Here is a 26,983-nt window from a genome sequence, read left to right on the forward strand (position 1 = left end):
CCTGCAGATCGGCAATGGCGGCAACACCGGCAGCGTAGCAGGCAATATCCTCAACAATGGGATCCTCAGCTTCAACCGTACGGATGACATCACTCACCAGAATGCTATTGCGGGCAGCGGGCAGGTCGTCCAGGCTGGTCTCGGCCACCTGAAACTCGGCAACGGCAACAGCTACTCGGGAGGCACCAGAATCCTCAGTGGCAGCCTCATCGGCAGCGCCGACAGTTTTGGGAGCGGGACGATTGTCAATGAGGCGACACTGATCATTGACCAGCAGTCGGATGGTGCCTTGAACAACGCTCTCTCCGGGCAGGGAATGCTGCGCAAGACAGGTAACGGCAAACTAGTCATCGAAGGAAACAGCCACGTCGGCAGTGGCACCCTGATTGAAGCAGGCAGCTTGATCATCGGAGGTTCGGCAGGCAGCTCGGCCAACCTTGTCAGCGAAGTGACCAGCGCTGCGAATACCCGACTCGGCGGACATGGACGAATTATCGGTGACGTACGGATGCTCGCCGGCTCCACACTGGCAGCGGGCAACTCCATCGGTACTCTTACAGTGAATGGCAATCTGAAGCTAGACGCCGGATCGACCTTCGAGGTCGAGGTGGATCCCTCCGGCACCTCGGACCGGCTGATCAGTACGCGCACAGTCGATCTGGGAGGCGCCACCCTACGGGTACTCGGCAGTCCAGGCGAATGGTCGCCGGCGACCACCTACAGCATTATCAGCGCAGATCGTATCGATGGCACATTCGGCACGGTAAGCAGCAACCTCGCTTTCCTGACCACCGACTTGGACTACAGCGTTGCCAATGAGGTACGCCTGACCTTACTGCGCAACGATATTCGCTTCGACAGTGTGGCTCAGACCTACAACCAACGTGCAACGGCAAACGCAATCGAGTCTGCAGGGGTGGGGCAGCGTGTCTACCGGGCAGTCAGCGTGCTAGACCCGGCGAGTTCCCGCTCCGCCTTCGACAGTCTTTCCGGCGAGCTGCATGCCAACTTGTTGGGAGCTCTTTTCGACGATAGCCGCCACCTGCGTGAAGGTCTCAATGCGCGCATGTTGTCTGCCCAACATCTGTTACCCGGGGCTGGTCAGTTGAATGCTGGCGACGGTGTGACGTTCTGGCTGCAAGGTTATGGCAGCGGCACACACAGCGCAGGTGACGGCAATGCCAGCAGCCTGACCAACGACAGCAGCGGCAAACTCCTGGGTGTCGACTTACCGGTTAGCGAGACCGTGCGCATCGGCACGGCCGTCGGCCTGGCCAATGCAAGGGTCAAGGATGGTCGCGGCGCCTCAGCGGAACTGGACACCACCTCACTGGCTATCTATGCCACCGCACAATGGAATGCCATCAGCTTGCGCACAGGTGCGGGAAGGTCCTGGCTTGACATCGATACCCGTCGCAAAGTGACTACCACCACACTCGGCGAACAACCACGCGGCAGCTATGTTGCCACCAGTACGCAGGTTTTCGCCGAACTCGGTTACCGCTTGCCACTAGGTGACTATCTGGTGGAGCCGTTTCTCGGGCTAGCACACGTGCAGATCGAGCGGGAAGAATTTCGCGAACGGGGTGGAGACAGCGTCGTGCAGGCACAGAGCGTTCGTAAGGCTATCAACTACTCGACGATGGGTGTCAACGCCACCGTGCCACTCGCCACGATAGCAGGCACCTCGCTCAAGCTGAAAGGCAGCATGGGCTGGCAGCACGCTTTCGACGGGGATACGCCAGAAAGCGAGCATACCTTTGCCGGAAGCCATTTGTTTCGCGTCAGAGGTGCGCCATTGGAGCGCGATAATGTAGTCGTCAAGTTAGGTGTCGAAGCACGAGTGAACAGCCGTGTCAGCCTGGATCTGAGTTACGGCGGTCAATTTGGTGAGGAGTTTCGTGATCATGGCGTGCGTCTAGGGCTGACCGCGAGGTTCTGAAGACCTGGTATGGCTCGACCCAGTACACGGGCGAGGCGGCAACGGCAAATGCCACAGGGATTGACCGGCAATCTGACAGCAGTCACACGCGCCTCGCGGGCACGTGCGAACAGCCAGTCAAGCCAACTCGTCTATCCAGCCACCTGCTCCGCCGGCGAGACGATGCGGTTCTTGCCCCGCGAGCGACCGGAACTCAGGTAGTCGGCGATGGATTCCTGGGTGACCTCGCCAAGGAAGTCGTTGTCGGCACTGAGTACCGGCAGCCACGAGCGGTTGAACTCGTACATGCGCGACAGCAGGATGCGCAGGTGTTCGTCATGGGCCGCGGTGGCGTTGAAGGGCTGCACGAACGGCTGCACCGAGCCGCCCTGGCCACGCATATCGCGGCGGCGCACATAGCCCAGGGCCTTCCTGCCGGCGTCGGTAACCACCAGGTGTCGGCGGTCATGCTCTTCCATCAGCTCGACGGCATCGGCAATCGGCGTATCGGCCATGATCGATGGCGCATCGTCGGCGGCGTCTTCGGCGCGGATCAGCAACAGGCGCTTGAGGGTACTGTCCTGGCCGACGAAGCCGCTGACGAAGTCGTCGGCCGGGTGCGCCAGCAGGGTGTCCGGGTGGTCGAACTGCAGCAGCCGGCCGTCCTTGAAGATGGCGATCTTGTCGCCCAGCTTGATGGCCTCGTCGATATCGTGGCTGACCATGATCACGGTCTTGTTGAGCGCCCGCTGCATCTGGAAGAACTCGTTCTGGATGGCGTCGCGGTTGACCGGGTCGACTGCGCCGAACGGCTCGTCCATCAGCAGCACCGGCGCGTCGGCAGCCAGGGCGCGGATCACCCCGATACGCTGCTGCTGGCCACCGGACAGTTCGCGCGGGTAGCGCGACAGGTACTGCTTGGGCTCCAGCTGCACCATGCTCATCAGCTCCACGGCGCGCTCGTGACAGCGCTTCTTGTCCCAGCCGAGCAGCTTGGGCACTACGGTGATGTTTTCCTCGATGGTCATGTTGGGGAACAGGCCGATCTGCTGGATCACGTAGCCGATGTTGCGGCGCAGGGTCACCTCGTCAATGCCGGTGGTGTCCTCGCCGTTGATCAGCACGCGCCCGGAGGTCGGCTTGATCAGCCGGTTGATCATCTTCAGCGTGGTGCTCTTGCCGCAACCGGATGGGCCGAGGAACACGCAGATCTGGCCTTCGTCGACGGTCAGGCTGACTTCATTCACCGCGATGACGTCTTTGCCTTTCTGCTGAAATTTCTTGGTCAGTTTGTCGAGTTGAATCATGTTCGAGTCCTCAGTGGGCGGCTTTCAGGCCACGGGGAGTGAGCGTTTTCTGCAGCCACTGCAAAAACAGGTCGGCGACGATGGCGAGCAGGCTCACCAGCACGGCGCCGACGAATAGGGTGGCCATGTCGCTACGGCTGATGGCGGTGAGAATCAGCACGCCGAGACCGCCGGCGCCGATGGTCGCGGCGATGGTCATCACGCCAATGTTCATCACCACGGCGGTGCGCACCCCGGCTAGGATCACCGGCACGGCGATCGGCAGGTCGACCATGCGCAGGCGCTGCCAGAAACTCATGCCGATGCCCTTGCCGGCTTCGCGGATGCCCGGCTCGACGCTGGTCAGCGCCAGGTAGGTGTTACGCAGGATCGGCAGCAGCGAGTAGAGGAACACCGCGGTAACCGCCGGCAATGGGCCGAGGCCCTGGCCGAACTGCGAGTAGAACGGCAGCAACAGGCCGAACAGGGCGATGGCCGGCAGGGTCAGCACCACGGTGGCCAGGCCCTGCAGCGGCCCGGCGAGCCAGGGGAAGCGGGTCATCAGAATGCCCAGCGGCACGCCGATAAGGATCGCCAGGCCCACGGCGATGCCGACCAGGGCGATATGCTCGACGGTCAGGCTGAACACCTGGGCCCAGTCGATATGCTGGAAAGCGGTCATGAAATCCATGTCAGTTGCCCTCCCCGATCAGTTTTTCCTGACGCAGGAAATCTGCAGCGACTACCGCAGGTGTTTCGCGATCCACATCGACGCGGGCATTGAGGCGACGCATGGTGGCGTCGTCCAGGCGCTCGGCGAGCGGCTTGAGCAGCGCCTCGAGTTCCGGGTGCTGCTTGAGGTAGTCGGCGTTGACCACCGGCGCTGCGGTGTAGTCCGGAAAGTACTTGTGATCGTCTTCGAGCAGGCGCAGGCCGAAGGAATCCAGGCGGCCGTCGGTGGTGTACACCAGGCCGACAAACACCTGGCCGTTGCGCAACGCGGTGTAGACCAGGCCCGGATCCATCTGGCGGATCTCGTTGCGGGTGAAAGTCAGGCCGTATTCCTTGACCAGCCCGTTCAGACCATCGGAGCGGTTGGCGAACTCGATATCCAGGGCCAGCAGGCGATTGCCCTTACCAGGCTTTTTCAGGGCCTCGGCCAGGTCGCTGATGGTGTGGATGTCGGGATTTTCCTCAGCAACCTTTTCCGGCAGCGCCAGCGCATAGGTGTTGTTGAAGCGCGACGGCGCCAGCCAGATCGCGCCACTCTTGGCGTCCAGCTCCTTGACGCGCCGGTAGGCAGCCTCCTTGTCGAGGCGCTCGGTGACCTTGTTGTAAGCCACCAGCGAGGTGCCGGTGTACTCCCAGGTAATATCCAGCTGGCCGCTCTTCATGGCATTCCAGGCGATGGTGCTGCCCAGGTTGCCGACGATGCGCGCCTGGTAGCCGTGGGGGCGCAGGTACTGGGCAGTGAGTTCGGAGAGGATCACCTGCTCGGTGAACACCTTGGCACCGATACGGATTTCCGCAGCCTGGCTGGTCGCTGCCAGCAGCAGGCCAAGGCAAATAGCGAAAAACTTCATCATGGATTCCTTCAACGGGCCACCCCACGCTCGAACCAGAAACGGCTGACGGCCGCTACCAGGCCGTCGAGCAGCAGCGCCAGCAAGGCGGTGGCCGCCGCACCGAGAATCAGCAGCGGCTGGTTCTCCAGAGCGATGGCCGGGAAGATCAGGCTGCCGAGGCTGTTGGCGCCGATCAGGAACACCAGCGGCGCGGTACCGACGTTCAGCGCCAGCGCCACGCGGATGCCGCCGACGATGATCGGCACCGCGTTGGGCAGCTCGACCTGCCAGAGCGCCTGGCGTGGCGTCATGCCGATGCCGGTGGCGGCTTCCTTCAACGAACCCGGCACGTTGCGCAGGCCTTCGTAGGTGTTGCGCACGATGGGCAGCAGCGAGGCGAGAAACAGCGCCAGGATCGCCGGCCCGTTACCGATACCGATGATCGACAGGGCGATGGCCAGCACCGCCAGGGGCGGCACGGTATTGCCGACGTTGAATACCTGCATGAAGCGTTCGGCGCTGTGCTGGCGCCCCGGCCGGCTGAGCAGGATGCCGGCCGGAATGCCGACCGCCAGAGCCGCCAGCATCGACACGAACACCAGGTACAGGTGGGCCTGCAGGTAGTAGATGAGGTCTTCGCGGTGCTGCGCGAGCACCGCCGGGGTGATCCAGTGGACCAGCAAGGCCAGTACCGCGACCAGCGCAACAGCGCCCAGCAGCACCTTGCCCAAGCTTTTCAGCATATTTCGACTCCAGTTGACGACCGCTGTTGGCGTGTCGAGCTGGCCGGATGCGTTGCGCATCGGCCTTTCAATGCCGGCGGCTGGAGCATCATCCAGCAATGCCCCTCATGCCAGGACGCATGCGTCCTGCAGCCTTCCGACCCATGGTTACTCGACCCTGTAACGCCGCTTCGGTTCCGCCTTTCTGCCATCGTTCTGCCATGCGAAGAACGCCCCATGCGGCCACACATCCGGTTACAAGCCAGGTATCATCGGGCCTTCAGGGTGTTCGCCGGGATGGCGAACATCAGCCTTCAAAGGAGACCCCGTGCTCGACCTCGTTGCCGCCTTCATCGTTCTCACCACCCTGCTTACCTACGTCAACTACCGCTTCATCCGCCTGCCGCCGACCATTGGCGTGATGGCCACCGCCTTGATCTTCTCGCTGATCGCCCAGGGCCTGAGCCTGCTCGGCTACCCGCTGATCGAAATCGAAGCGCAGCAGATCATCCGCCGCATCGACTTCTCCGACATCCTGATGACCTGGTTCCTGCCAGCCCTGTTGTTCGCCGGTGCGCTGCACGTGGATCTGAGTGATCTGCGCAGTTACAAGTGGCCGATCGGCCTGCTGGCCACCGTCGGCGTGCTGATCGCCACCAGCGTAATCGGCACCCTGGCCTACTACATCTTTGCCCTGTTCGGCTGGCACGTGGACTTCATCTACTGCCTGCTGTTCGGCGCGCTGATCTCGCCCACCGACCCGATCGCGGTGATGGGCATCCTCAAGTCAGCCGGCGCGCCCAAGCCATTGGCGACCACCATCGTCGGCGAGTCACTGTTCAACGACGGCACCGCGGTAGTGGTGTTCACCATCCTGCTCGGCATTCTGCAACTGGGCAGCACGCCGACCCTGGGCACGGTGAGCTGGCTGTTCGTTCACGAGGCGGTGGGCGGTGTGCTGGTCGGCGCGGCCCTAGGCTATGGCGTGCTGTTGATGCTACGCAGCATCGACCAGTACCAGGTCGAGGTGATGCTGACCCTGGCCCTGGTATTCGGCGGCGCGGCACTGGCGGCGCGGCTGCACGTCTCGGGGCCGATCGCCATGGTGGTGGCCGGCCTGATCATCGGCAACCTGGGCCGCAAGCACGCCATGTCGGACGAATCGCGCCGCTACGTGGACGGCTTCTGGGAGCTGATCGACGAGATCCTCAATGCCCTGCTGTTCGCCCTGATCGGCCTGGAGCTGCTGCTGCTGCCGTTCTCCTGGCTGCACATCGTCGCCGCCTTCGTGCTTGGCGGTGCGGTGCTGGTCGCGCGTCTGCTGACCGTGGCTCCGGCAGTGTTCATCATGCGCCGGCGCGCCGACGGGCGTCGTCAGGTATCCCACGGGGCGATCCGCATCCTCACCTGGGGCGGACTGCGTGGCGGCGTGTCGGTGGCGCTGGCACTGTCATTGCCCCTGGGCGAGGAGCGCGATCTGCTGCTGAGCCTGACCTACATCGTGGTGCTCACTTCGATCCTGCTGCAGGGTCTGTCCATCGGCCCGCTGGTCGGCCGGCTGTACCGCGACCAGCCGCAACCCGCCACAGACGATCATCACTGAAAAGCACCGGCTGGCTGGCGACAGGCTTGTCGCCAGCCGCTCAGAGGTGGGACTGCAGCACCAACAGGTTGTTTTCCACGCGCCAGCCGACACGGTTGAGAAAGCTCATGCCCAGCAGGGCCTCGGTAGGCGACGCGCCTTCGAGCACCACCGCCTCGACGCCGAGCACCTGCAAGGGGCCGACACTGACCTTGTCGAGGGTCACGCGCCAACCCTTGGCCGTGCCACTGGCGGTGCTGACCTGAATCGGCTGGCCGCTGGTGCGGTAGTCGATACCCAGACGACGGGCGTGGCTCTCATTGAGGGCTATCGAGGTGGCCCCGGTATCGACCAGAAACTGCTGGGCTCGGCCATTGATCGCGCCCTCGGCCCAATAATGGCCGCCGTTGCTGCGGGCAATGCTCAAGGTCTGCTTCTGCGGGGCGGCGAAGCCCTCGGTGTTGTATTCGCGGCTCAGGCCGTAGCTGCGCTCGACACCCTCCACACGCAACACCGCGCTGCGGCTGTCGACGCTGACCACCTGCACGCCACCGGGCCCGGTCTGGCCGACGCGTACCAGCTTGCGCTGGCCATCGACCGAGAGCACCGCGGCCCCCGGAAACAGACCGACCACCTGCACCTGCGGCGCAGCCAGAAGCAGCGGCGCCCACAGGCCGGCCATGATCATCATCACTCGACGCATCCGTGCCTCTCCCGGTTATTCGAAGGGGTAATGCTCGCCCCAGCGCTCGAAGACCTGGCGCAGCTCGCCCTGCTCGACGAGTTGGGCCATACGCTGGTCGTACAGTTTGGCCAGCGCGCGACCGCGCGGCGTGTCGGAAAAACCGATATACAAGGGCAAGCGCAGCAGGTCGGTGACCCGGTATTTACCAGGCTCCTCGGCGCCAGCGAGCACCTGCTCGACCTCAGGGCGGGCATCGATGTAGTAATCGGCATGGCCCTGGTCGAGCATCGACAGGATGCCGCTGCGCCGCTGCAACTCGTTGTAGTGGCTGAGCCCGGGGATGTAGCGCTGGTACTCGTAGCCACGCATCCACACCAGGCGCGAGCGGCGTAGTTCGGCCTGATCCGGCTCGGGCTTGCTGGTCAGGCTCAGAGCGCTGATCAGATCCGAATCGTAATGCCAGGTGGGGTACACCACGCCACCGCTGACTTCGTTCTGGTAGGAGGCCACCCAGGCGTCGGCTTCGCCGCGTTTGACCAGGCCGATCGACCGTGTGTAGGGCACGATCTGCATCTGCAGTTCGACACCGGCGGGCTCGAATACTTTGCGCAGAACATCCCACGACAGGCCGGTACCATCCGGGTTGATGCGGTCGACCCACACGTCACTGGCCATGCGGATGGTGGCCGGCACCTCACTGCCTGCCTGGGCGCAGACGCCGATCGACAACAGGAGAGCCAGCCACACCGCACGCATCATGGTGCCTCCTGATCAGGCGAAGCCGAGGCCGGCCGCCAGGCCGTTGGCCCAGCCCCAGACGAGCAACTGCATGGCCAGCCAGGCGAAGACCCCGGCCAGCACGTCGTCGAGCATGATGCCGAAACCACCGTGCACGTGGCGATCGATCCAGCGAATCGGCCACGGCTTGAGAATGTCGAAGAAGCGAAACATCAGAAAGCCCACCAGCACCCAGCCCCAGCCTTCGGGCACCAGCCACAGGGTGATCCACATGCCGACCATCTCGTCCCAGACGATACCTTCATGGTCGTGCACGCGCAGGTCGTCGGCCACCTTGCCGCACAGCCACACGCCGAACACCATGGTCACGCCGAGCAGCAGCCAGTAGCCCCAGTCGGGCAGCATCTGCCACAGCGGGATGAACGGCACCGCGGCCAGCGAACCCCAGGTGCCCGGGGCCTTGGCGATGGTGCCGGTGCCGAAGCCGAAGGCCAGGAAATGCCAGGGGTTGCGCCACACGGAGGGTGGCACGAACTCGGCGGGGACTTGCTTGGGATGATCAGTCACGGTGCGTTCCGAAATGTTGGTAGCCACTGTGGCGTGGCTCGATGGCGCGGCCTCTGGCGTCCAGCAGGTGCACGCCCTGTCCGGCCTCGACCCGACCGATCACCTGTACAGGCTGGCCCATGGCACGTAGCGCGTCCAGTTTCTCGGCAGGCAGGGTAAAGGCAAGCACGTAGTCGTCGCCACCCCCAAGGGCCAATTGAAGCGCGGCATCGTCGTTATCCGTGCAGGCCAGCAAGGCGGCCGACAGGGGCAGGCGCTGCTGCTCGACGAATAGCGCCACGCCGGACGCCCGGGCGATGTGCCCGCAATCGGCAAGCAGGCCGTCGGAGATGTCCAGGGCCGCCGTGGCGACACCACGCAGGGCCTGGCCAAGCTGCAGTTGGGGGGCCGGCGACCAGTAATGAGCCAGCAACGCGGCGCTGCCCGGCTGCTCGGCCCGCTCTCCGAGCACGAACGGCAGCGCGCCGGCGCCATTGCCCAACGCACCGCCGACACACAGCAGGTCGCCCGGCCGCGCGCCGGCGCGGGTCAGCGCCTGGCCAGCCGGCACGCGGCCGAACACGGTAAGGGTCAGGCTCAGTGGCCCGCGGGTGGTGTCGCCCCCCACCAGGCCCACGCCGCATTGGCGCGCCATGCGTTCCAGCCCAGCGGTGAAATCGGCCAGCCAGTCGGGGGAAACCTCGGGAAGGGTCAGCGCCAGGGTGAACGCCAAGGGTGTCGCGCCCATGGCCGCCAGGTCACTGACCGCAACGGCCAGAGCGCGCTGGCCGAGCAGCTCACCCGGCGCGCCGGCCGGGAAATGCACACCGGCGACCAGGGTGTCGGTGGACACCGCCAGTTGCTCGCCAGCCGACACCTGCAGCAGGGCGCAGTCGTCGCCGATTCCCAGCACCACACCATCGACCGCCTGCGCACAGGCGGCTGCGGCGAAGTAGTGACGAATCAGCTCGAACTCGCCCAAGACACTCAGCGCTTGCTGTTAAAGTCGCGGACTTCGTCGGCGCGCAGGGTCGGCGCCAGCTTGTCGAGCACGCCATTGACGAACTTGTGACCATCGGTAGCGCCGAAAACCTTGGCGAGTTCGATGCCTTCGTTGATCACCACGCGATACGGCACGTCGATGCGGTTACGCAGCTCGTAGGTGGACAGACGCAGGATGGACAGTTCGACCGGGTCGATTTCCTCCAGCGGACGATCGAGCAGCGGCGCGAACAGGGCGTCGATCTCCGTCTTCTGGCGCGGCACGCCATGCAGGATCTCGTGGAAGTAAGCGCCATCGACTGCGCTGAAGTCGTTGTCGACGCGAAACTGCGCTTCGATCTCGTTCAGCGCCTGGCCGGCGATATGCCAGGAGTACAGGGCCTGCATGGCCAGGGTACGCGCCTCACGGCGAGCCAGCACCTTGGGGCTCGGGCCTTTCTTCACCGGCTTCTTGTCGTTCTGGCTCACTTGGCCTCCAACTGCGCCAGCAGGCTGACCATTTCCAGAGCGGACAAGGCGGCTTCGGCGCCCTTGTTGCCGGCCTTGGTGCCGGAACGCTCGATGGCCTGCTCGATGGAATCGACGGTCAGTACGCCAAAAGCGACCGGTACGCCAAACTCCATGGACACCTGGGACAGCCCCTTGGTGCACTCGCCGGCCACATATTCGAAGTGCGGGGTGCCGCCACGGATCACCGCGCCCAGGGCGATGATGGCGTTGTACTCGCCCTGCTGGGCGACTTTCTGGGCGACCAGCGGAATCTCGAAGGCGCCCGGCGCGCGGATGATGGTGATGTCATCTTCGCTGATGCCGTGGCGAACCAGGGCATCGACCGCGCCACTGACCAGGCTTTCGACCACGAAGCTGTTGAAGCGGCCGACCACCAGGGCGAAGCGACCCTTGGGAGCGATGAAAGTACCTTCGATGGTCTTGAGTGTCATAGCGAGTTCTCGAGCTGTCTTTAAAGAGCCAGGGCCTGCCGTGGCAGGCCCTGAAAAATATAGGCGATGGGCGTCTAACGGCCCATCGCGGTCACCCCCATTATTTGGGGGGCAGGTATTCTACAACTTCCAGGTCGAAACCGGATATCGCGTTGAACTTCATCGGCGCGCTCATCAGGCGCATCTTGCGCACCCCGAGGTCGCGCAGGATCTGCGAACCGGCGCCGACGGTGCTGTAGGTGCTCGGGGTTTTGCTGGTGGTCGCACCGTCCGCTTCGCGGATATGTGCCAGCACCTCGTCGCCACCCAGCGAGTGGCCGAGCAAGAGCACCACGCCGCTGCCAGCCTCGGCGACCTCGGTCATCGCCGCACGCAGGCTCCAGCGCCCCGGCTGGCGGACCATCAACAGGTCACGCATCGGGTCCATGTTGTGCACACGCACCAGGGTCGGCTCCTCGGCGCAGATGGTGCCCAGGGTCACCGCCATGTGCACGTCGCCTTCCACCGAATCGCGGTAGGTCACCAGGTTGAACTGGCCGACTTCGCTGTCCAGCGGCTGCTCGGCGATGCGCTGCACGGTGCGCTCGTGGAGCATGCGGTAGTGGATCAGGTCGGCGATGGTGCCGATCTTGATGCCGTGTTGGGCAGCGAAGGTTTCCAGCTCCGGGCGACGGGCCATGGTGCCGTCGTCGTTCATGATCTCGCAGATCACCCCGCTCGGCTCATACCCGCCCATGCGCGCCAGGTCGCAGGCCGCTTCGGTGTGGCCGGCGCGGGCCAGCACGCCACCGGGCTGGGCCATCAGCGGAAAGATGTGGCCGGGGCTGACGATGTCTTCGGCCACTGCGTGCTTGGCAGCCGCGGCCTGCACGGTGCGTGCGCGGTCGGCGGCGGAGATGCCGGTGGTGACGCCTTCGGCGGCTTCGATGGACACGGTGAATTTGGTGCCGAAGCCGGAACCGTTGCGCGGCGCCATCAGCGGCAGCTTGAGGGTCTCGCAGCGCTCACGAGTCATCGGCATGCAGATCAGGCCGCGAGCGAAGCGGGCCATGAAATTGATGTGCTCGGCGGTGACGCATTCGGAGGCGATGATCAGGTCGCCCTCGTTCTCGCGGTCTTCGTCATCCATGAGGATGACCATCTTGCCGGCGCGGATGTCTTCGACCAGCTCTTCGATACTGTTGAGTGCCATGGTGGCGGTGTCCTTAATGCTTCAGGTAGCCGTGTTCGGCGAGAAATCCTTCGGTCAGCCCCGCGCTGGTCGGCTCGGCGGCCTTGTCACCGAGCAACAGGCGCTCCAGGTAACGGGCCAGCAGGTCGACCTCGAGGTTGACCCGACGGCCGACGCGGTAGTCGGCCATGATGGTTTCGGCCAGGGTGTGCGGCACGATGGTCAGCTCGAACTCGGCGCCGTCGACGGCATTCACCGTCAGGCTGGTGCCGTCGACGGTGATCGAACCCTTGTGGGCGATGTATTTGGCCAGCTCGCGCGGCGCGCGCACCTTGAACTGGATGGCGCGGGCGTTCTCCTCGCGGGAGACGATCTCGCCAACGCCGTCGACATGCCCGCTGACCAGGTGCCCCCCCAGACGCGTGGTCGGCGTCAGGGCCTTTTCCAGGTTGACCCGGCTGCCACTCTTCAGATCGATGAAGGCGGTGCGTGCCAGGGTTTCCCGGCTGACGTCGGCCCAGAAGCCGTCACCCGGCAGCTCGACGGCGGTCAGGCATACGCCGTTGACCGCGATGCTGTCGCCGAGCACGACATCACTGAGGTCGAGCTTGGCGGTCTTCACGTAGACGCGCACATCGCCGCCCTTGGGGGTGATGGCGGCAATGCTGCCGATGGATGCGATGATTCCGGTGAACATAAAGCCTCCTCGTCAGACCGGCAGTTCTTTGAGCTTGCGCAGTGTGTCGGCACAGGTACGCGCGGCTTCGGCGCCCTTGACCAGAAAATGCTCGCGGAAGAACGTCTGGTGCTCTTCACCGGCATGGAAATGATGGGGCGTGAGCACCGCCGAGAACACCGGTACATCGGTTTCCAGCTGCACCTGCATCAGGCCTTCGATCACCGCCTGGGCGACGAACTCGTGGCGGTAGATGCCGCCGTCGACCACCAGCCCGGCGGCGACGATGCCGGCGTAGCGGCCACTCTTGGCCAGGCGCTTGGCGTGCAGGGGTATTTCGAAGGCACCGCCGACTTCGAAGCAATCGATTTCGCTGGCGGCATAACCCTGGCGCTGCATTTCCTCGATAAAGGCATGGCGCGACTGGTCGACGATTTCGCGGTGCCAGCAGGCCTGCACGAAGGCAACCCGGCGCACGCTGTTGGAGGTGAACATGTTCGACTCCTGTTTGGTTAAAAACAGGGCAGCTTGGATCGATAGGGATGGTACGGACATGCAGCAGCCCGAGGGCTGCCTGGCCAGGCAATCCCGCTCTCTCTTCATCCGGACTATACCGTCGGCTCCGGAATCACACCGGATCTGCTAGACCCCGGGCGGCTGGTGCCGTACCGGGCGCTCGCGGGCTAGCTGCTTAGCGCAGCATTACCGCCGGTGGGGAATCGCACCCCGCCCTGAGAACGTGTGGCTGCTTGTCGCAGCCGACAGCGTTTTACCACAGTTGCTGCGCGGCTGCACGGCGGCCATGCCTGAGCGGCTGTTCACGATCTTCGCCTCAGGGTTTGGTTATTTGACTGCATCGTGGCGGGGGCGGCAATTTGCAGCGCTGGCTAAAGCCCACCCTACAGATCGTGCCAGCCTCGTAGGGCGGGCTCCAGCCCACAAATATGAGCAGGTTTGAAATCACCACACGACCGGCCGCTTCTGCCTTGAAGCCGCCCATACGCATGCCAGAAAGCCCCCGAACAGACTCCAGGCGGCGCATTCAACTCGCGCGATCGGGCACGGCGATGATGCGCCAGTCGTCACCCACGGCGCGCATGTCGACGATCTTCAGGGCTGGCGCTTCGGCCATGCGCGCCAGCGGCAGGTCGAGCAGCGGCCGCGCGCTGGAGCCAAGGAACTTGGGCGCGACGAACAGTTGGTACTCGTCGACCAGCCCCAGCCGGGCAAAGGCGCCCGCCAGTTTCGGCCCGGCCTCGACCAGCACTTCGTTGGCGCCGCGCGCGGCCAACTCGAGCAACAGCTTGCGCAGGTCGACATGACCGTTGCTGCCGGGCATGGCCAGCAGCTCGTGGCCTTCATCCAGATAACGGCAGCGCGAGGTGGCCGCAGCGCAAGTGGCGACCAGCGCCGGGCCGGCCTGGAAGAACGGTGCGCTGAGCGGCACTCGCAGGCGCCCATCGATCAGCACGCGCAGCGGCGGCCTCGCCTGGGCCAGGGCAGTCAGCTCGGCGCCCAGGCCCAGTTCGTCCGGGCGCACGGTCAGGCGCGCAGCATCGGCCAACAGGGTATCGGCGCCGCTGAGCACCACGCTGGAGCGCGCCCGCAGGCGCTGCACCGCTGCACGCGCCGCCGGCCCGGTAATCCACTGGCTCTCGCCACTGGCCATGGCGGTGCGCCCATCCAGGCTCATTGCCAGCTTGACACGCACCAACGGCAAGCCGCTTTCCATACGCTTGATAAAGCCGGCATTCAGCGCCCGTGCCTCGGCCTCCAGCACGCCGCCCTGCACCGCGATGCCGGCATTCATCAGGCGCAGCAGGCCGCGGCCGGCCACTTCGGGATTGGGATCCTGCATCGCGGCCACCACGCGAGTGATACCAGCGGCGATCAGTGCATCGGCGCACGGCGGCGTGCGCCCATGATGGCTGCACGGTTCCAGCGTCACGTAGGCGGTGGCGCCGCGGGCCTTGTCGCCGGCCTGGCGCAGCGCGTGCACTTCGGCATGGGGTTCGCCGGCCTTGGCGTGCCAGCCTTCGCCGACGATCTTGCCGTCGCGCACGATCACGCAGCCGACTCGCGGGTTGGGATGGGTGGAATACAGCCCCTTGCGCGCCAGCTCGAGGGCGCGCGCCATGAATGCGTGATCGCTGCTGCTCATCTCAATCCTGGTTCGGCTCGCGGGAAAGACGGTCGATTTCCTCGCGGAATTCGTTGAGGTCCTGGAAGCGCCGGTACACCGAGGCGAAGCGGATATAGGCCACCTCGTCGAGCTTCTGCAATTCGGTCATCACCAGCTCACCGAGCACCAGCGACTTGACCTCGCGCTCGCCAGTGGCGCGCAGCCGGTGCTTGATATGGGCGATGGCCGCCTCCAGCCGCTCGATGCCCACCGGGCGCTTTTCCAACGCGCGCTGCATGCCGGCACGCAGCTTGTCCTCGTCGAAGGGCTGGCGGCTGCCGTCCTGCTTGATCAGCCGTGGCATCACCAGCTCGGCGGTTTCGAAGGTGGTGAAGCGCTCGCCGCAGGCCAGGCATTCGCGGCGACGGCGCACCTGATCACCCTCGGCGACCAGACGCGAATCGATGACTTTGGTGTCGTTGGCGGAGCAGAACGGGCAATGCATGGCTGGAAACTGTCGCGGGCGAGAAAGTCCGCATGGTAGCGCATCCGCACCGCCCGGCGCCAAGCACGCGGGCGTGGGCGCTTTCCTTTGCATTCACCGCCCGCTATGGCGAGAATCCGGGCATTGCCCGCCTGCCAGGATCATCCGATGCCATTGCGTCCGCTCGCCCCGCTTTGCCTAGCCGCCCTGCTCGCCGCCTGCGCCGGGGAAACGCCGCCGCCCGCAGCGCCGCCTGCGCCACCTGCCGTGAAGAGCGAGCAACCGGCGCCGACCCCGGCTCATCTGCGCGAACTCACCGGCACCCTGCTCGATGTACCCGCCGGTGCCGATGTGGAGCTGGCACTGCTGACCATCAGCGAACGTGGCCTGCCGCACAAGCTGCTGGGCAATATCCAGCTGCGTGGTACCGGCGCACCGCTGCCGTTTCGCCTGCAATTCAATCCCGAAAACTTCCACCAGGGCATTCGCGTCGAGCTGCGCGGCCGTGTGCACCAATCCGGCAAGCTGGTACTGCACATGCCCAGTCAGCTGATTCGTGAGCCGCAAAGCCAGGCGCTCGGCGAAGTCCGCGTGACGCCGGCGCTGTGACGCCACCGCCCCACCTGCAGGCCGCCCTGGGCGAACTGCTCGGCGATGCACGCCTGAGCATCACCAGCCTGCCGGGCACCGACCTGCGCCTGTGGCTGATCGACCCGGCCAACATGGATCGCTGCTTCAGCCCCGAGGAGACCCGGCGCATCCTCGAGGAGCCGCCGTACTGGTGCTTCTGCTGGGCCAGCGGCCTGGTGCTGGTGGACTGGCTGGCGCGTCACCCCGAGTGGGTACGTGGCAAGCGGGTGCTCGACCTGGGCAGTGGCTCCGGCGTGGCCGCCATCGCCGCCGCGCGAACCGGTGCCACCCAGGTGGTAGCTTGCGACCTGGATCCCCTGGCCCTGGCTGCCTGCCGCGCCAACGCGGCGCTCAATGGCGTGGAGCTGACCTATTCCAGCGACCTGGATGCCGAGCGCCGCGACTTCGACCTGGCGATCGTCGCCGATGTGCTCTACGACCGCAGCAACCTGCCGCTGCTCGACCGGGTGCTGGAGCATGCCAGCGAAGTGCTGGTGGCCGATTCGCGGGTGCGCGACTTCAGCCATCCACGCTACCGGCGTATCGCCGGGCTGCAGGGCTGCACCTGGCCCGATCTGGCCGAGCCGGAAACCTTCCGGCACGTCAGCCTCTATCACGCGGCCTTGTAGCCACGCGGCGGCGCCCACATTTATAGTCACACCCACTTTTCGCGCGGACAGAGACCGACCATGAGCGACACCCCCTACATCTTCGATATCAATGGCGCCGCCCAGTTTGAACAACTGGTGATCGAGAACTCGTTCACCACGCCGGTGCTCGTCGACTTCTGGGCCGAATGGTGTGCGCCCTGCAAGGCGTTGATGCCGGTACTGGCGCAGATCACCGAGGGCTACGCGGGCGAGCTGCTGCTGGCCAAGGTCAACTGCGATATCGAGCAGGAAATCGTCGCCCGTTTCGGCATCCGCAGCCTGCCCACCGTGGTGCTGTTCAAGAACGGCCAGCCGGTCGACGGTTTCCAGGGCGCCCAGCCGGAGTCGGCGATTCGCGCCCTGCTGCAGCCCCATGTCGCCGAGCCGCCAGCGCCCCAGGCCGACCTGCTGGAAGTGGCCCAGGCGGCATTCGCCGACGGCCGCGTCGGCGAAGCCGAAGCCGCGCTCAAGGAATTGCTGGCGGAAAACAACGAGAACGCGGCCGCGCTGATTCTCTATGCCCGCTGCGTGGCCGAGCGTGGCGAACTGAACGAGGCCGAGCAGGTGCTTGGCGCGGTGAAGGGCGATGAACACAAGCAGGCACTCGCTGGCGCCCGCGCACAGATCACCTTCCTGCGCCAGGCCGCCGACCTGCCGGACGCCGCCACCCTGAAAAGCCGCCTGGCGCAGAACGCCGAAGACGACGAAGCGGCTTATCAGCTGGCCATCCAGCAACTCGCCCGCCAGCAATACGAGCCGGCCCTGGACGGCCTGCTGAAGCTATTCGTGCGCAATCGCAATTACGCCGACGGCCTGCCCCACAAGACCTTGCTACAGGTATTCGACCTGCTCGGCAACGACAACCCACTGGTCACCACCTACCGCCGCCGGGTGTACCAGGCGCTGTACTAAGAAACCTGTCCACGATCTTCATGCCGGGCTTCATCTATTTTGCAACGCGGCGAAAGCGGCCGTTCCCTATCCCGTGGGAATGGCCCATGCCCGTGATTTTTCGCGGGCATGGACTAGGCGTCGCCGCCCGCTCCCACAATGTGCTGCTTTCGTCTTGTAGCTGGCCGTACGCATGCCAAGGTCACCCGGGTAGCCCGACCTACACCTCTCCCACCCAACAATAAACCGGCGCATCGGCGCCGGTTTCCATACGCACCTGGTCGCAGTGGCGCAGGCGCACCAGCAGGCGCTTACCTGCTACTTCGCCGCCAGCCAGCGCCGCCAGTTGCGCCATCAACTGCGGCCCCTCGATGCGTCCGGCCCGGCGCAACAGCTCCAGCACCGTCTGCCACTGCCCGTCCTGATCCGCCTGAACCGGAGCCGACGTCGCGACCGCTGGACTTTGCCCAGGAACAGCCGGTACCGCCGTCGCCAACTGCGCCCAATCCTGCGGATCCAGCTCCACCGTCAGATCCACCGGCCAGTCGCCGATCCGTCCGCGTATACGCACCATGCCTACCTCCACTCGATCGATACGCCATGCTCCCACGGGCAGCCAGGCAAACCAAGCCGGCTCTACCAAGCCTCTAAAATTTGTTATAACGTATCAATAAATTCCACCCATCACCCGAACGGAGCCCTCCATGCGCCATCTGCTGCTCGCCCTGCCTTTCGCCCTGCTGCCCCTGGCCGCCGCCCAAGCCCACGACGACCACGAACACGGCAGCCTCGGCAAACACGAACATGGCGTTGCCACGCTGAACGTGGCGCTGGAAGGCAGCACCCTGGAAATCGAACTGGAGAGCCCGGCGATGAACATCGTCGGCTTCGAGCATGCCGCCACCAGCGAAGCCGACAAGAAGACCGCCGCCGCCGCCCGCGCCCTGCTGGAAAAGCCCCTGGCGCTATTCAGCCTGCCAGCCGCTGCCGATTGCAGCCTGAGCGAACATGAAGTGCGCAGCCCGCTGTTCGGCAACGCCAAAGCCGACCATGATCATGACCATGACCATGACCATGACCATGATCACGATCACGAGCATGCTGCTGACGATAAGCACCAGCATGAACACAGCGATATCGATGCCGACTACAGCTTCACCTGCAAACAGCCTGGCGAGCTGAAAACCCTCGATCTGTCGGCGTTCTACAAGCAATTCCCGGCCACCCAGAAGATCAACGTGCAACTGATCGGCCCGAGCGGCCAGCAGGGTGTCGAGTCGACCCCGGCCAACCCGCGCCTGAGCTTCTGATCGCTTCAGCCAATGCCCCTACAGGGAGGCATTGGCCTTTTGCACATCTCCGGCAACACCCTCTGGCTCAGCATTTGGTGGCCATGACTGGCACACTTGCTGTTTTACCCTCCAGCGCCAGCAGTCCCCATGACCACAGCACTGATCGAACTCACCGACCTCGGCTTCGCCTGGCCCGGCCAGGACGAGCTTCTGGATATCCCCCATTTTCATCTGCAACATGGCGAGACCCTGTTTCTCAAGGGTCCCAGCGGCAGCGGCAAGACCACCCTGCTCGGCTTGCTCGGCGGCGTGCAGAAACCTGGGCGCGGCAACATTCGCCTGCTCGGCGAAGACCTGGCCACGCTCTCGTCGGCGCGCCGCGATCGCTTTCGCGTCGACCACACCGGCTACATCTTCCAGCAGTTCAACCTGCTGCCGTTTCTCAGCGTGCGCGACAACGTCGAGTTGCCCTGCCGCTTTTCCCGCCTGCGCGCCGAACGCGCCGCGCAGCGTTATGGCAGCGTCGCCGAGGCCGCCGCCAAGCTTCTGCAACACCTGGGCCTGCGCACGGAGCTGCTCGAGCGCCGCGCCGACTCGCTGTCCATCGGCCAGCAGCAGCGGGTGGCTGCCGCCCGCGCGCTGATCGGCCAGCCGGAATTGGTGATCGCCGACGAACCGACCTCGGCGCTGGACGCCGATGCCCGCCAGGCGTTTCTCGAGCTGCTGTTCGGCGAATGCCGCGACGTCGGCGCCAGCCTGTTGTTCGTCAGCCACGACCAGAGCCTGGCCACGCTGTTCGACCGCAGCCTGTCGCTCGCCGAACTCAACCGCGCCAGCAAAGCAGAGGAGGTCTGAGGTGTTCCTGTTACGACTCGCCCTGTCCAGCCTGGCCAACCGCCGCTTCACCGCCCTGCTCACGGTGTTCGCCATCGCCCTGTCGGTGTGCCTGCTGCTCGCCGTGGAGCGGGTGCGCACCGAAGCCCGCGCCAGCTTCGCCAACACCATCAGCGGTACCGACCTGATCGTCGGTGCCCGCTCCGGCAGCGTCAACCTGCTGCTCTACTCGGTGTTCCGCATCGGCAACGCCACCAACAACATCCGCTGGGACAGCTTCGAGAAACTCGCCGCCCACCGCCAGGTCGACTGGGCGATCCCCATTTCCCTGGGCGACTCGCACCGCGGCTACCGGGTGATGGGCACCAACGAGGGCTACTTCGACCATTACCATTACGGTCGCGGGCAATCCCTGCAGTTGGCCCAGGGCAAGAAATTCGACGACCTGTTCGACGTGGTGCTCGGCGCCGAGGTGGCCGAGGCGCTGAACTACAAGCTCGGAGACAAGCTGGTGCTGTCCCACGGGGTGGCGACGGTCAGCCTGCAGCAGCACGACGACAAGCCCTTCGTGGTCAGCGGCATCCTGGCCCGCACCGGCACCCCAGTGGACCGCACCCTGCACATTTCCCTGGAAGGCATGGAAGCGCTGCACGTCGACTGGCAGAACGGCGTACCTGCTCGCGGCGCCGGCAAGGTCAGCGCCGAGCAGGCGCGGCACATGGACCTGCAACCCAAGGCGATCACCGCGGCGATGCTCGGCCTGAAAAGCAAGATCGCCACCTTTGCCGTGCAGCGTGAGGTCAACGAATACCGCGGCGAGCCGTTGCTGGCGATTCTTCCCGGTGTCGCCCTGCAGGAGCTGTGGAGCCTGATGGGCACCGCCGAGAAGGCGCTGTTCGTGGTCTCGCTGTTCGTGGTGCTGACCGGGCTGATCGGCATGCTCACGGCGATACTCACCAGCCTCAACGAGCGGCGCCGGGAGATGGCCATCCTTCGCTCGGTCGGTGCGCGGCCCTGGCATGTCGCCAGCCTGCTGATCCTCGAGGCCTTTTCGCTGGCGGTCGCCGGCGTGGTCGCGGGCACCGCACTGCTGTATGCCGGCATCGCCGGTGCCCAGGGCTACGTGCAGGCCAACTACGGCCTGTATCTACCCCTCAGCGCACCAACGCCCTATGAGTGGACGCTGCTCGGCGCTATTCTGGCAGCCGCCCTGCTGATGGGCTGCGTGCCGGCCTGGCGCGCGTATCGGCAGTCACTGGCCGATGGGCTCTCCATTCGCTTGTGACGGCACGAGGCCGGGCTTGATCAGCCCGGCTTCGTTTTCCACTTCAAAGGTAGTGCCATGCGTCGCGTCCTGCTTACCGCTCTGCTCCTCACCCTGGCCTCACCGCTGTGGGCCGCCGAACTGCGCACCCTGAACTGGCAGGAGCTGATCCCCAAGGACGCCCCGCCACAGGTACCGCAGATGACGCCGATGCACGACATGTCGCAACTCGGCGATGCGCTTTCCGAAGGCGGCGCGGCCTCGCTGCAGCAGTTCCCCTCGGCACCGGTGGTCCAGGAGATGGACGGCCAGCAGGTGAAGATTCCCGGCTACATCGTGCCGCTGGACGTCACCGAGGAGGGCCGCGTGACCGAATTCCTGCTGGTGCCCTACTTCGGCGCCTGCATCCACGTGCCACCACCGCCGTCCAACCAGATCATCCACGTCAACACCGAGCTGGGCGTGCTGCTCGATGCCCTGTACCAGCCCTTCTGGGTCGAGGGCCCGCTCAAGGTCGAGCACAGCAGCAGCGAGCTGGCCGAAGTCGGTTACCAACTGGCGGCGGACAAGATCTACCCCTACGAACTGCCGGCCAATTAGGGCTGTCGCCCCTGCATCGCGACAAACCGTCGCACCCTTGCTTGGCCAGCTATTGAGCTGAGTCAAGGGATGCTTCGCCCAGCGCCCTACCCTGACGCCATCCGAGATGATTCGAATGACCCGTTAGGAGCTCACCATGTACAAGTCGCTGTTCTCTGCCTCGCTGATCGCCCTGGCGTTGGCTGCCCCTGTTGCCCAGGCGCACCAGGCCGGAGACATTCTCGTGCGCGCCGGCGCCATCACCGTCAACCCCGATGCGGACAGCTCCTCGGTCAAGGTCGACCGCGGCGGCCTGGCGGGCGCGGACCTGGGTGGCAAGGCGACCATGAGCAGCGACACTCAGCTGGGCCTGAACTTCGCCTACATGCTCACCGACCACCTGGGCGTCGAGCTGCTCGCCGCCACGCCGTTCGAGCATGACGTGAAGATCAAGGGCACCGCGCTGGACGCCGCCAACGGCAAGCTCGGCACCCTCAAGCACCTGCCACCCACCCTGAGCCTGGTGTACTACCCGCTGGACGCCAAGTCGGCCTTCCAGCCCTATGTCGGCGGCGGCATCAACTACACCTGGATCTACGATGAACACGTGGGGAGCGGCGCCTCGGCAGCCGGCTTCGACAACTTCCGCGCCAAGAACTCCTGGGGCCTGGCCTGGCAGATCGGTGCCGACTACATGCTCACCGACAACCTGATGATCAACGCCCAGGCCCGCTACATCGACATCGACACCACCGCCTACGTGGACAACACCGCCCTGGGCGCTCGCGCCAAGGTCGACGTGGACGTGGATCCATTCGTGTATATGGTTGGCCTGGGTTACAAGTTCTAACGACGACGCGAGTGAGGCCCGCTTCTCGTGGGAGCGGGCCATGCCCGCGATTCGCGCACATGGACTAGGCGTCACCTCCCGCTCCCATAGATAAGCCGCCAACACCACAAAGCAAAAAGCCGGCAATGCCGGCTTTTTGCTGTCCTGCGCTTAACGCCTCAGCTCTTGAGCAGCGCCGCCAGGCCATCGCGTAGCGACGTCTGCGCCGGCAGCCGGTACTCGGCAGCCAGACGGCTGTTGTCGGCACGGGAATGGCGGATATCCCCCGCACGCGCCTGGAGATGAGTCACGGCCGGCAACCCGCCGAGCAGATCGCCGATCTGCGCCAGCAACTGCTTGAGGCTCACCGACTGGTTCCAGCCGACGTTCACCGCGCCGTCAACGGCTTGCTCGGCGTCGAGCGCCTGCAGCAGCAACTCCACCAGATCGGCGATATAGAAGAAATCCCGAGTCTGCTCGCCGTCGCCGAACACGCTGATCGGCAGGCCCTGCTGGGCACGCTGGGTGAAGATGCTGATCACCCCCGAATAGGGGGACGACGGATCCTGGCGCGGCCCGAACACATTGAAGAAGCGAAAGATCGCCGGCTCCAGGCCATGCTGACGCCCATAGAATTGCAGGTAGTGCTCGCTGGCCAGCTTGTCCGCGGCGTAAGGCGTCAATGGCGCCTTGGCGGTTTCTTCATCGATGGCCACGCCCTCGCCATTGTTGCCGTACACCGCGGCACTGGAGGCGAATACCACGCGACGCACGCCGTGCTCACGCATCGCTTCGCAGATATTCAGGGTGCCGATGAAATTGCTCTGGTGGGTGCTGACCGGGTCATCCACCGAGGCTTGCACCGAGGCCACGGCGGCCAGGTGCACCACCGCATTGCATCCCGCCACAGCACGGCTGACCAGCGCAGCGTCGGCCACGTCACCGCTGATGAAGGTCAGCCGTGCATCGCCTTGCGGCAGATTGCTCAGCTTGCCCATGGACAGGTTGTCCAGCACACGCACGCTGTGCCCCCGCGCCAACAGGGCGTCGACCAGGTTGGAGCCGATGAAACCGGCACCGCCGGTGACGAGGATGGGTTGATCAGACATGACGATAATAGTGCTCCAGCAGGCTCGGCAGACCGGCACGCCAGGCGCGCGGCTTGACGCCAAAGGTATGAAGGATCTTCTTGCACGCCAGCACGCCGTGCTGCGGCTCTTCCGCGGCGTCGCCCCTGGCGGCATGGGCCTGCCCGCAGATTTCCTCCAGCAGATTCTCGCGCAGGTGCCGGGCTTCGCTGAGAATCGCCTGGCCCAGCGCCAGCGCCGTGGTCGCTTCGTGGCCGCCGTAATGGTAGGTGCCCCACAGCGGCGCGGCGCAATCGAGCTGTTTGAGTACGGCAAGAATCACCCGCGCCGCATCATCCACCGGCGTCGGATTGCCACGCCGGTCGTCGGCCAGGAACAACGCCTTGTCGCGTTCGGCCCGCACCAGAAACCGCGCCAGCAGGCCATCCGGGCTATCGTCGAGTATCCAGCCGAAACGCAGCAGTACGTGACGTGGGCACAGGGCGCGCACGCGCTGCTCCATGCGCACCAATACCTGGCCACGCGGGCTGAGCGGCTGGGTGTCGTCCTTTTCGCTGTAGGCGGTCGCCCGTGCACCGTCGAACACCCGATAGCTGGACGGCTGCAGCAGGCGGATGTCGTGATGCTGGCAGAGTTCGGCCAGACGCTCGACAGCACGTTCCTGGGCGGCGAAACGCTCCGCGCTGACCCGGGAGGCCTGAAACCAGTCGAAATAATAAGCGAGGTTGATCACCGCGTCGGGGCGGGTATCGTCGACCAACTGAGTCAGGCTGGCGGCATCCCAACCCTGGGCAGGCGGGCGCGGGGCGAGAAAACCGATATCCTCTTCGGCGCCCAGGCGAACCAACGCCCGACCCAGCGTACTGCCACCACCCAGCAACAACAGGCGCATGCGCATAACGAAACTAGAAGCTCCACAATCAAATTTGAGTCAGCCCGGGCGTGAATGCCTGGGCGACTGACTCTTGGCAGAGCCCGAACGTTCAGCCCCAATGGCCTGCATTTTGCTGTTTTTGCCGCGCGCCGTCCAACCACGCTCACGCTCGCCGTGGCCGGCCCCCCGCGAACTCACCTGGCGATGCGAGTGCAGGCCGGCAACCCAGCGGCGTCACGCCGGTCTGAATGCCGAGCCCTTAGACATACCAAGGAAGCGCCACGTGAGAAAACTGCTGTTCCTGGCCTGCTGCGCGATACTCGCCTACGGGCTGTTCCGCCCCGAGCCGCCGCCCGACCTGTTCGATCAATCAGACAAGTTCCTGCACCTGATCGCCTTTGCCGGCCTTTCGCTGGTCACCCGTTTCGCCTTTCCCAGCGCCCCCGGCTGGTTGCTCTGGCCGCTCCTGTACGTCCAGGCGCCCCTGCTGGAATGGCTGCAGCATGTGCTCCAGCCAACCCGCGAGTTCAGTCCGCTGGACGTGCTGGCCAACCTGTGCGGCATCAACATCGCCCTGCTGCTGTGGATCTGCCAGGACCTGCTCCGCAAACGCTACTTCAGCCCGGCCTGAGCCCCAACCGGTAGAAACGAAAAGGCCCCGCAGTGCGGGGCCTTTGTCAGCGCTGACGATCAGAACGGAATGTCGTCATCGAAGCTGTCGTAGTCCTGGGCCGGCTGCGGCTTCTGCTGCTGCGGGGCGGACTGGCGCGGTGCCTGTTGCTGAGGCTCGCGCTGCGGAGCCGGGCGTGATTGACGCGGCGCGGAATCACCGCCACCAGCGCCGTCAGGACGGCCGCCGAGCAGCTGCATGGTGCCGCCCATGTCGACGATGATCTCGGTGGTGTAGCGCTTCACGCCGTCCTTTTCCCACTCACGGGTTTGCAGCTTGCCCTCGATATACACCTGGGAACCCTTGCGCAGGTACTCACCGGCGATCTCGGCGACCTTGCCGAACAGCGACACACGGTGCCACTCGGTTTTCTCGACACGCTGACCGGTCTGCTTGTCCGTCCACTGTTCGCTGGTGGCCAGGCTCAGGTTGGTCACGGCATTGCCGCTGGGCAGATAGCGCGTTTCCGGATCCTGTCCGCAGGTACCGACCAGAATGACTTTGTTAACCCCACGGGCCATAACGCTCTCCTACTTTCAGCACGTCACTGGCGCCGCTTCGATCAAGCGCTGCAGCGACGTGCGATCCAATTGTTGGGTATCCACTTTCACATAGATGGCGGCCTCTTCGACCACCACGACGGCATCAGCCACGCCTGGCGTAGCCTGAATTCGCTCGGCCAGCCCCACTTCCTGCAACGCCGCACCGGAGAGCGGCAACCGCAGGCTGGTCACATACGGCGGTTCGCGCATAGTAACAGCAAAGGCCAGCCAGAGAACCGTCAACAGTGCGCAGCCGCCGAACACGCCTGCCAGCCCGTAGTGCTGGTACAGCCAGCCGCCAAGGATGCCGCCCAGGGCTGAGCCGAGGAACTGGCTGGTCGAATAGACGCCCATCGCCGTGCCCTTGCCGCCGGCGGGCGCCACCTTGCTGATCAGCGAGGGTAGCGAGGCCTCCAGCAGGTTGAACGCGGTGAAGAACACCACGATGCCCAGCACCAGGTTGCGCAGGCCATGGCCGAACGCCCAGAAGAACAGCTCGCAGCCGAGCAGCACCATCACCGAGCCAATCAGCACGCGGCGCATCTGGCGTTTTTTCTCGCCATAGATGATGAACGGCACCATCAGGAAGAAGCCGCCCAGCAGCGCGGTGAGATACACCCACCAATGCTGCTCCTTGGGCAGGCCGCCCTGCTCCACCAGGGCCAGCGGCAAGGCGATGAAGCTGGCCATGAGAATGGCGTGCAGGGCGAAGATGGCGAAGTCCAGGCGCAACAGATCCGGGTGGGTCAGGGTTGGCCACAATGCCTGCCTGGCCACACCCGACTCGCGGTGTTGCAGCGGGCCGGCACTGGAGGGCACCAGGCCGGCGACAATCACGATACCCAGCAGCGCCATGACGCCGGTGGCCAGGAACAGCCCGGACAGGCCAAAAGCGCGGGTCAGCAAGGGGCCGACCACCATGGCCACGGCGAACGACAAGCCGATGCTCATGCCGATCATGGCCATGGCCTTGGTACGATGCTGCTCGCGGGTCAAGTCGGAGAGCAGCGCCATCACCGCCGCGGAAATCGCCCCGGCACCTTGCAGCACGCGCCCGGCGATCACCCCCCAGATGGAATCGGCATTGGCCGCCAGCAAACTGCCGGCCGCGAAGATCACCAGGCCGAAGTAGATCACCGGCCGCCGACCGATACGGTCGGAGATCACCCCGAAGGGAATCTGCAGAAAGGCCTGGGTCAGACCGTAGGCACCGATCGCCAGACCGATCAGGGCCGGGGTTGAACCGGCGAGCTCCTGCCCATAGGTAGCCAATACCGGCAGCACCATGAACATGCCCAGCATGCGGAATGCGAACACCAATGCCAGCCCACCGGCTGCACGAGTTTCCGCGCCACTCATGCGTTCGCTGTGCGAATCGCCCATCGTCGATAACCTGTTG

General features: G+C 65.0%; 31 protein-coding genes and 1 riboswitch. Of the genes, 11 read left to right on the forward strand and 20 right to left on the reverse strand.

Annotated features, from left to right (window positions below; translation table 11 throughout):
* On the forward strand, positions 1-1,942 hold a 1,942-nt coding region (locus BM154_RS22855), incomplete at its 5' end, for an autotransporter outer membrane beta-barrel domain-containing protein (protein WP_139225511.1).
* A gap of 131 nt (positions 1,943-2,073) precedes the next feature.
* On the opposite strand, the gene BM154_RS22860 is transcribed toward BM154_RS22855, so the two are convergent.
* Genes BM154_RS22860 through BM154_RS22875 form a run of 4 tightly spaced genes read right to left on the reverse strand, consistent with a single transcriptional unit; the run spans position 2,074 to position 5,515 of the window.
* Positions 2,074-3,228 carry an osmoprotectant ABC transporter ATP-binding protein OsmV gene (locus BM154_RS22860; RefSeq protein WP_074890015.1) on the reverse strand — a complete coding sequence of 385 codons (1,155 nt, stop codon included), beginning with the start codon at positions 3,226-3,228 and terminating at the stop codon, positions 2,074-2,076.
* Positions 3,229-3,238: 10 nt separating this feature from the next.
* Entirely contained in the window at positions 3,239-3,898 is a 660-nt protein-coding gene (locus tag BM154_RS22865) for an ABC transporter permease (protein WP_073267914.1), read from the reverse strand.
* A gap of 1 nt (position 3,899) precedes the next feature.
* The gene (locus BM154_RS22870; protein WP_074890018.1) at positions 3,900-4,790 is read right to left on the reverse strand and encodes a glycine betaine ABC transporter substrate-binding protein; all 891 of its coding nucleotides are present in this window, start codon (positions 4,788-4,790) and stop codon (positions 3,900-3,902) included.
* Positions 4,791-4,801: 11 nt separating this feature from the next.
* A complete protein-coding gene (locus BM154_RS22875) occupies positions 4,802-5,515 on the reverse strand; it encodes an ABC transporter permease (protein WP_074890020.1) in 714 nt (237 codons plus the stop codon).
* A 307-nt stretch (positions 5,516-5,822) separates the two neighbouring features.
* Between BM154_RS22875 and BM154_RS22880 the strand changes: the two genes are divergently transcribed.
* On the forward strand, positions 5,823-7,097 hold the full coding sequence (locus BM154_RS22880; RefSeq protein WP_074890023.1) for a cation:proton antiporter: 1,275 nt from the start codon (positions 5,823-5,825) through the stop codon (positions 7,095-7,097).
* A gap of 40 nt (positions 7,098-7,137) precedes the next feature.
* Here BM154_RS22880 and BM154_RS22885 read toward each other — a convergent pair whose 3' ends face one another.
* The 11 genes from BM154_RS22885 to nrdR form a co-directional block, all read right to left on the reverse strand.
* The gene (locus tag BM154_RS22885) at positions 7,138-7,779 is read right to left on the reverse strand and encodes a retropepsin-like aspartic protease family protein (RefSeq protein WP_074890026.1); all 642 of its coding nucleotides are present in this window, start codon (positions 7,777-7,779) and stop codon (positions 7,138-7,140) included.
* 15 nt (positions 7,780-7,794) lie between these two features.
* Positions 7,795-8,517, reverse strand: a complete 723-nt coding sequence (locus tag BM154_RS22890; protein WP_074890156.1) for a substrate-binding periplasmic protein — start codon at positions 8,515-8,517, stop codon at positions 7,795-7,797.
* 15 nt (positions 8,518-8,532) lie between these two features.
* Positions 8,533-9,066, reverse strand: a complete 534-nt coding sequence (locus tag BM154_RS22895; RefSeq protein WP_074890158.1) for a phosphatidylglycerophosphatase A family protein — start codon at positions 9,064-9,066, stop codon at positions 8,533-8,535.
* Positions 9,059-10,027 carry a thiamine-phosphate kinase gene (thiL, locus tag BM154_RS22900; RefSeq protein ID WP_074890029.1) on the reverse strand — a complete coding sequence of 323 codons (969 nt, stop codon included), beginning with the start codon at positions 10,025-10,027 and terminating at the stop codon, positions 9,059-9,061. The genes BM154_RS22895 and thiL overlap by 8 nt, the downstream gene beginning before the upstream one ends.
* Before the next feature lie 5 nt (positions 10,028-10,032).
* A complete protein-coding gene (gene nusB, locus BM154_RS22905; RefSeq protein ID WP_074890032.1) occupies positions 10,033-10,515 on the reverse strand; it encodes a transcription antitermination factor NusB in 483 nt (160 codons plus the stop codon).
* On the reverse strand, positions 10,512-10,988 hold the full coding sequence (ribH, locus tag BM154_RS22910) for a 6,7-dimethyl-8-ribityllumazine synthase (RefSeq protein WP_074890035.1): 477 nt from the start codon (positions 10,986-10,988) through the stop codon (positions 10,512-10,514). Before ribH ends, nusB begins: the two co-directional genes overlap by 4 nt.
* Positions 10,989-11,088: 100 nt before the next feature.
* On the reverse strand, positions 11,089-12,180 hold the full coding sequence (gene ribBA / locus BM154_RS22915) for a bifunctional 3,4-dihydroxy-2-butanone-4-phosphate synthase/GTP cyclohydrolase II (protein ID WP_074890038.1): 1,092 nt from the start codon (positions 12,178-12,180) through the stop codon (positions 11,089-11,091).
* A gap of 13 nt (positions 12,181-12,193) precedes the next feature.
* Positions 12,194-12,856 carry a riboflavin synthase gene (locus BM154_RS22920; protein ID WP_074890041.1) on the reverse strand — a complete coding sequence of 221 codons (663 nt, stop codon included), beginning with the start codon at positions 12,854-12,856 and terminating at the stop codon, positions 12,194-12,196.
* 12 nt (positions 12,857-12,868) lie between these two features.
* Complete coding sequence (locus tag BM154_RS22925) at positions 12,869-13,330, reverse strand: 6,7-dimethyl-8-ribityllumazine synthase (RefSeq protein ID WP_074890049.1); 462 nt, start codon at positions 13,328-13,330, stop codon at positions 12,869-12,871.
* 91 nt (positions 13,331-13,421) lie between these two features.
* A riboswitch (FMN riboswitch) is annotated at positions 13,422-13,578 on the reverse strand.
* Positions 13,579-13,877: 299 nt separating this feature from the next.
* Positions 13,878-14,996: a bifunctional diaminohydroxyphosphoribosylaminopyrimidine deaminase/5-amino-6-(5-phosphoribosylamino)uracil reductase RibD gene (gene ribD / locus BM154_RS22930; protein WP_074890061.1), complete on the reverse strand. Its 1,119-nt coding sequence runs from the start codon at positions 14,994-14,996 to the stop codon at positions 13,878-13,880.
* Position 14,997: 1 nt separating this feature from the next.
* On the reverse strand, positions 14,998-15,462 hold the full coding sequence (gene nrdR, locus BM154_RS22935) for a transcriptional regulator NrdR (RefSeq protein ID WP_074890064.1): 465 nt from the start codon (positions 15,460-15,462) through the stop codon (positions 14,998-15,000).
* Between the two features lie 147 nt (positions 15,463-15,609).
* On the opposite strand from nrdR, the gene BM154_RS22940 reads away from it, so the two are divergent.
* Genes BM154_RS22940 through trxA form a run of 3 tightly spaced genes read left to right on the forward strand, consistent with a single transcriptional unit; the run spans position 15,610 to position 17,633 of the window.
* Positions 15,610-16,050, forward strand: coding sequence for a YbaY family lipoprotein (locus tag BM154_RS22940; protein ID WP_074890067.1), 441 nt, complete (start codon positions 15,610-15,612; stop codon positions 16,048-16,050).
* Positions 16,047-16,700 carry a class I SAM-dependent methyltransferase gene (locus tag BM154_RS22945; protein ID WP_074890071.1) on the forward strand — a complete coding sequence of 218 codons (654 nt, stop codon included), beginning with the start codon at positions 16,047-16,049 and terminating at the stop codon, positions 16,698-16,700. The genes BM154_RS22940 and BM154_RS22945 overlap by 4 nt, the downstream gene beginning before the upstream one ends.
* Positions 16,701-16,760: 60 nt before the next feature.
* Positions 16,761-17,633 carry a thioredoxin gene (gene trxA, locus BM154_RS22950; RefSeq protein WP_074890074.1) on the forward strand — a complete coding sequence of 291 codons (873 nt, stop codon included), beginning with the start codon at positions 16,761-16,763 and terminating at the stop codon, positions 17,631-17,633.
* A 199-nt stretch (positions 17,634-17,832) separates the two neighbouring features.
* On the opposite strand, the gene BM154_RS22955 is transcribed toward trxA, so the two are convergent.
* The gene (locus BM154_RS22955; protein WP_074890077.1) at positions 17,833-18,186 is read right to left on the reverse strand and encodes a hypothetical protein; all 354 of its coding nucleotides are present in this window, start codon (positions 18,184-18,186) and stop codon (positions 17,833-17,835) included.
* A gap of 130 nt (positions 18,187-18,316) precedes the next feature.
* Between BM154_RS22955 and BM154_RS22960 the strand changes: the two genes are divergently transcribed.
* The 5 genes from BM154_RS22960 (at position 18,317) to BM154_RS22980 (ending at position 22,431) form a co-directional block, all read left to right on the forward strand.
* Positions 18,317-18,922: a DUF2796 domain-containing protein gene (locus BM154_RS22960; protein WP_074890085.1), complete on the forward strand. Its 606-nt coding sequence runs from the start codon at positions 18,317-18,319 to the stop codon at positions 18,920-18,922.
* A 129-nt stretch (positions 18,923-19,051) separates the two neighbouring features.
* Positions 19,052-19,759, forward strand: a complete 708-nt coding sequence (locus BM154_RS22965) for an ABC transporter ATP-binding protein (protein ID WP_074890093.1) — start codon at positions 19,052-19,054, stop codon at positions 19,757-19,759.
* Between the two features lies 1 nt (position 19,760).
* On the forward strand, positions 19,761-21,023 hold the full coding sequence (locus tag BM154_RS22970) for an ABC transporter permease (RefSeq protein ID WP_074890096.1): 1,263 nt from the start codon (positions 19,761-19,763) through the stop codon (positions 21,021-21,023).
* 57 nt (positions 21,024-21,080) lie between these two features.
* Entirely contained in the window at positions 21,081-21,602 is a 522-nt protein-coding gene (locus BM154_RS22975; RefSeq protein ID WP_074890099.1) for a DUF3299 domain-containing protein, read from the forward strand.
* Between the two features lie 136 nt (positions 21,603-21,738).
* Complete coding sequence (locus BM154_RS22980) at positions 21,739-22,431, forward strand: OmpW/AlkL family protein (RefSeq protein ID WP_074890102.1); 693 nt, start codon at positions 21,739-21,741, stop codon at positions 22,429-22,431.
* 158 nt (positions 22,432-22,589) lie between these two features.
* Here BM154_RS22980 and BM154_RS22985 read toward each other — a convergent pair whose 3' ends face one another.
* Positions 22,590-23,519 carry an NAD-dependent epimerase/dehydratase family protein gene (locus BM154_RS22985; protein WP_074890105.1) on the reverse strand — a complete coding sequence of 310 codons (930 nt, stop codon included), beginning with the start codon at positions 23,517-23,519 and terminating at the stop codon, positions 22,590-22,592.
* A complete protein-coding gene (locus BM154_RS22990; RefSeq protein WP_074890108.1) occupies positions 23,512-24,396 on the reverse strand; it encodes a sugar nucleotide-binding protein in 885 nt (294 codons plus the stop codon). The genes BM154_RS22985 and BM154_RS22990 overlap by 8 nt, the downstream gene beginning before the upstream one ends.
* 259 nt (positions 24,397-24,655) lie before the next feature.
* On the opposite strand from BM154_RS22990, the gene BM154_RS22995 reads away from it, so the two are divergent.
* The gene (locus BM154_RS22995) at positions 24,656-25,003 is read left to right on the forward strand and encodes a VanZ family protein (RefSeq protein ID WP_083414633.1); all 348 of its coding nucleotides are present in this window, start codon (positions 24,656-24,658) and stop codon (positions 25,001-25,003) included.
* A 59-nt stretch (positions 25,004-25,062) separates the two neighbouring features.
* Here BM154_RS22995 and BM154_RS23000 read toward each other — a convergent pair whose 3' ends face one another.
* Entirely contained in the window at positions 25,063-25,563 is a 501-nt protein-coding gene (locus tag BM154_RS23000) for a single-stranded DNA-binding protein (protein ID WP_074890109.1), read from the reverse strand.
* A gap of 15 nt (positions 25,564-25,578) precedes the next feature.
* Positions 25,579-26,967 (reverse strand): MFS transporter, encoded by a 1,389-nt coding sequence (locus BM154_RS23005; protein WP_074890110.1) that lies wholly within the window; start codon positions 26,965-26,967, stop codon positions 25,579-25,581.
* Positions 26,968-26,983: the final 16 nt, after the last annotated feature.

Origin of the sequence: Phytopseudomonas argentinensis (genome assembly GCF_900113905.1) — a bacterium.
Lineage (GTDB): Bacteria > Pseudomonadota > Gammaproteobacteria > Pseudomonadales > Pseudomonadaceae > Aquipseudomonas > Aquipseudomonas argentinensis.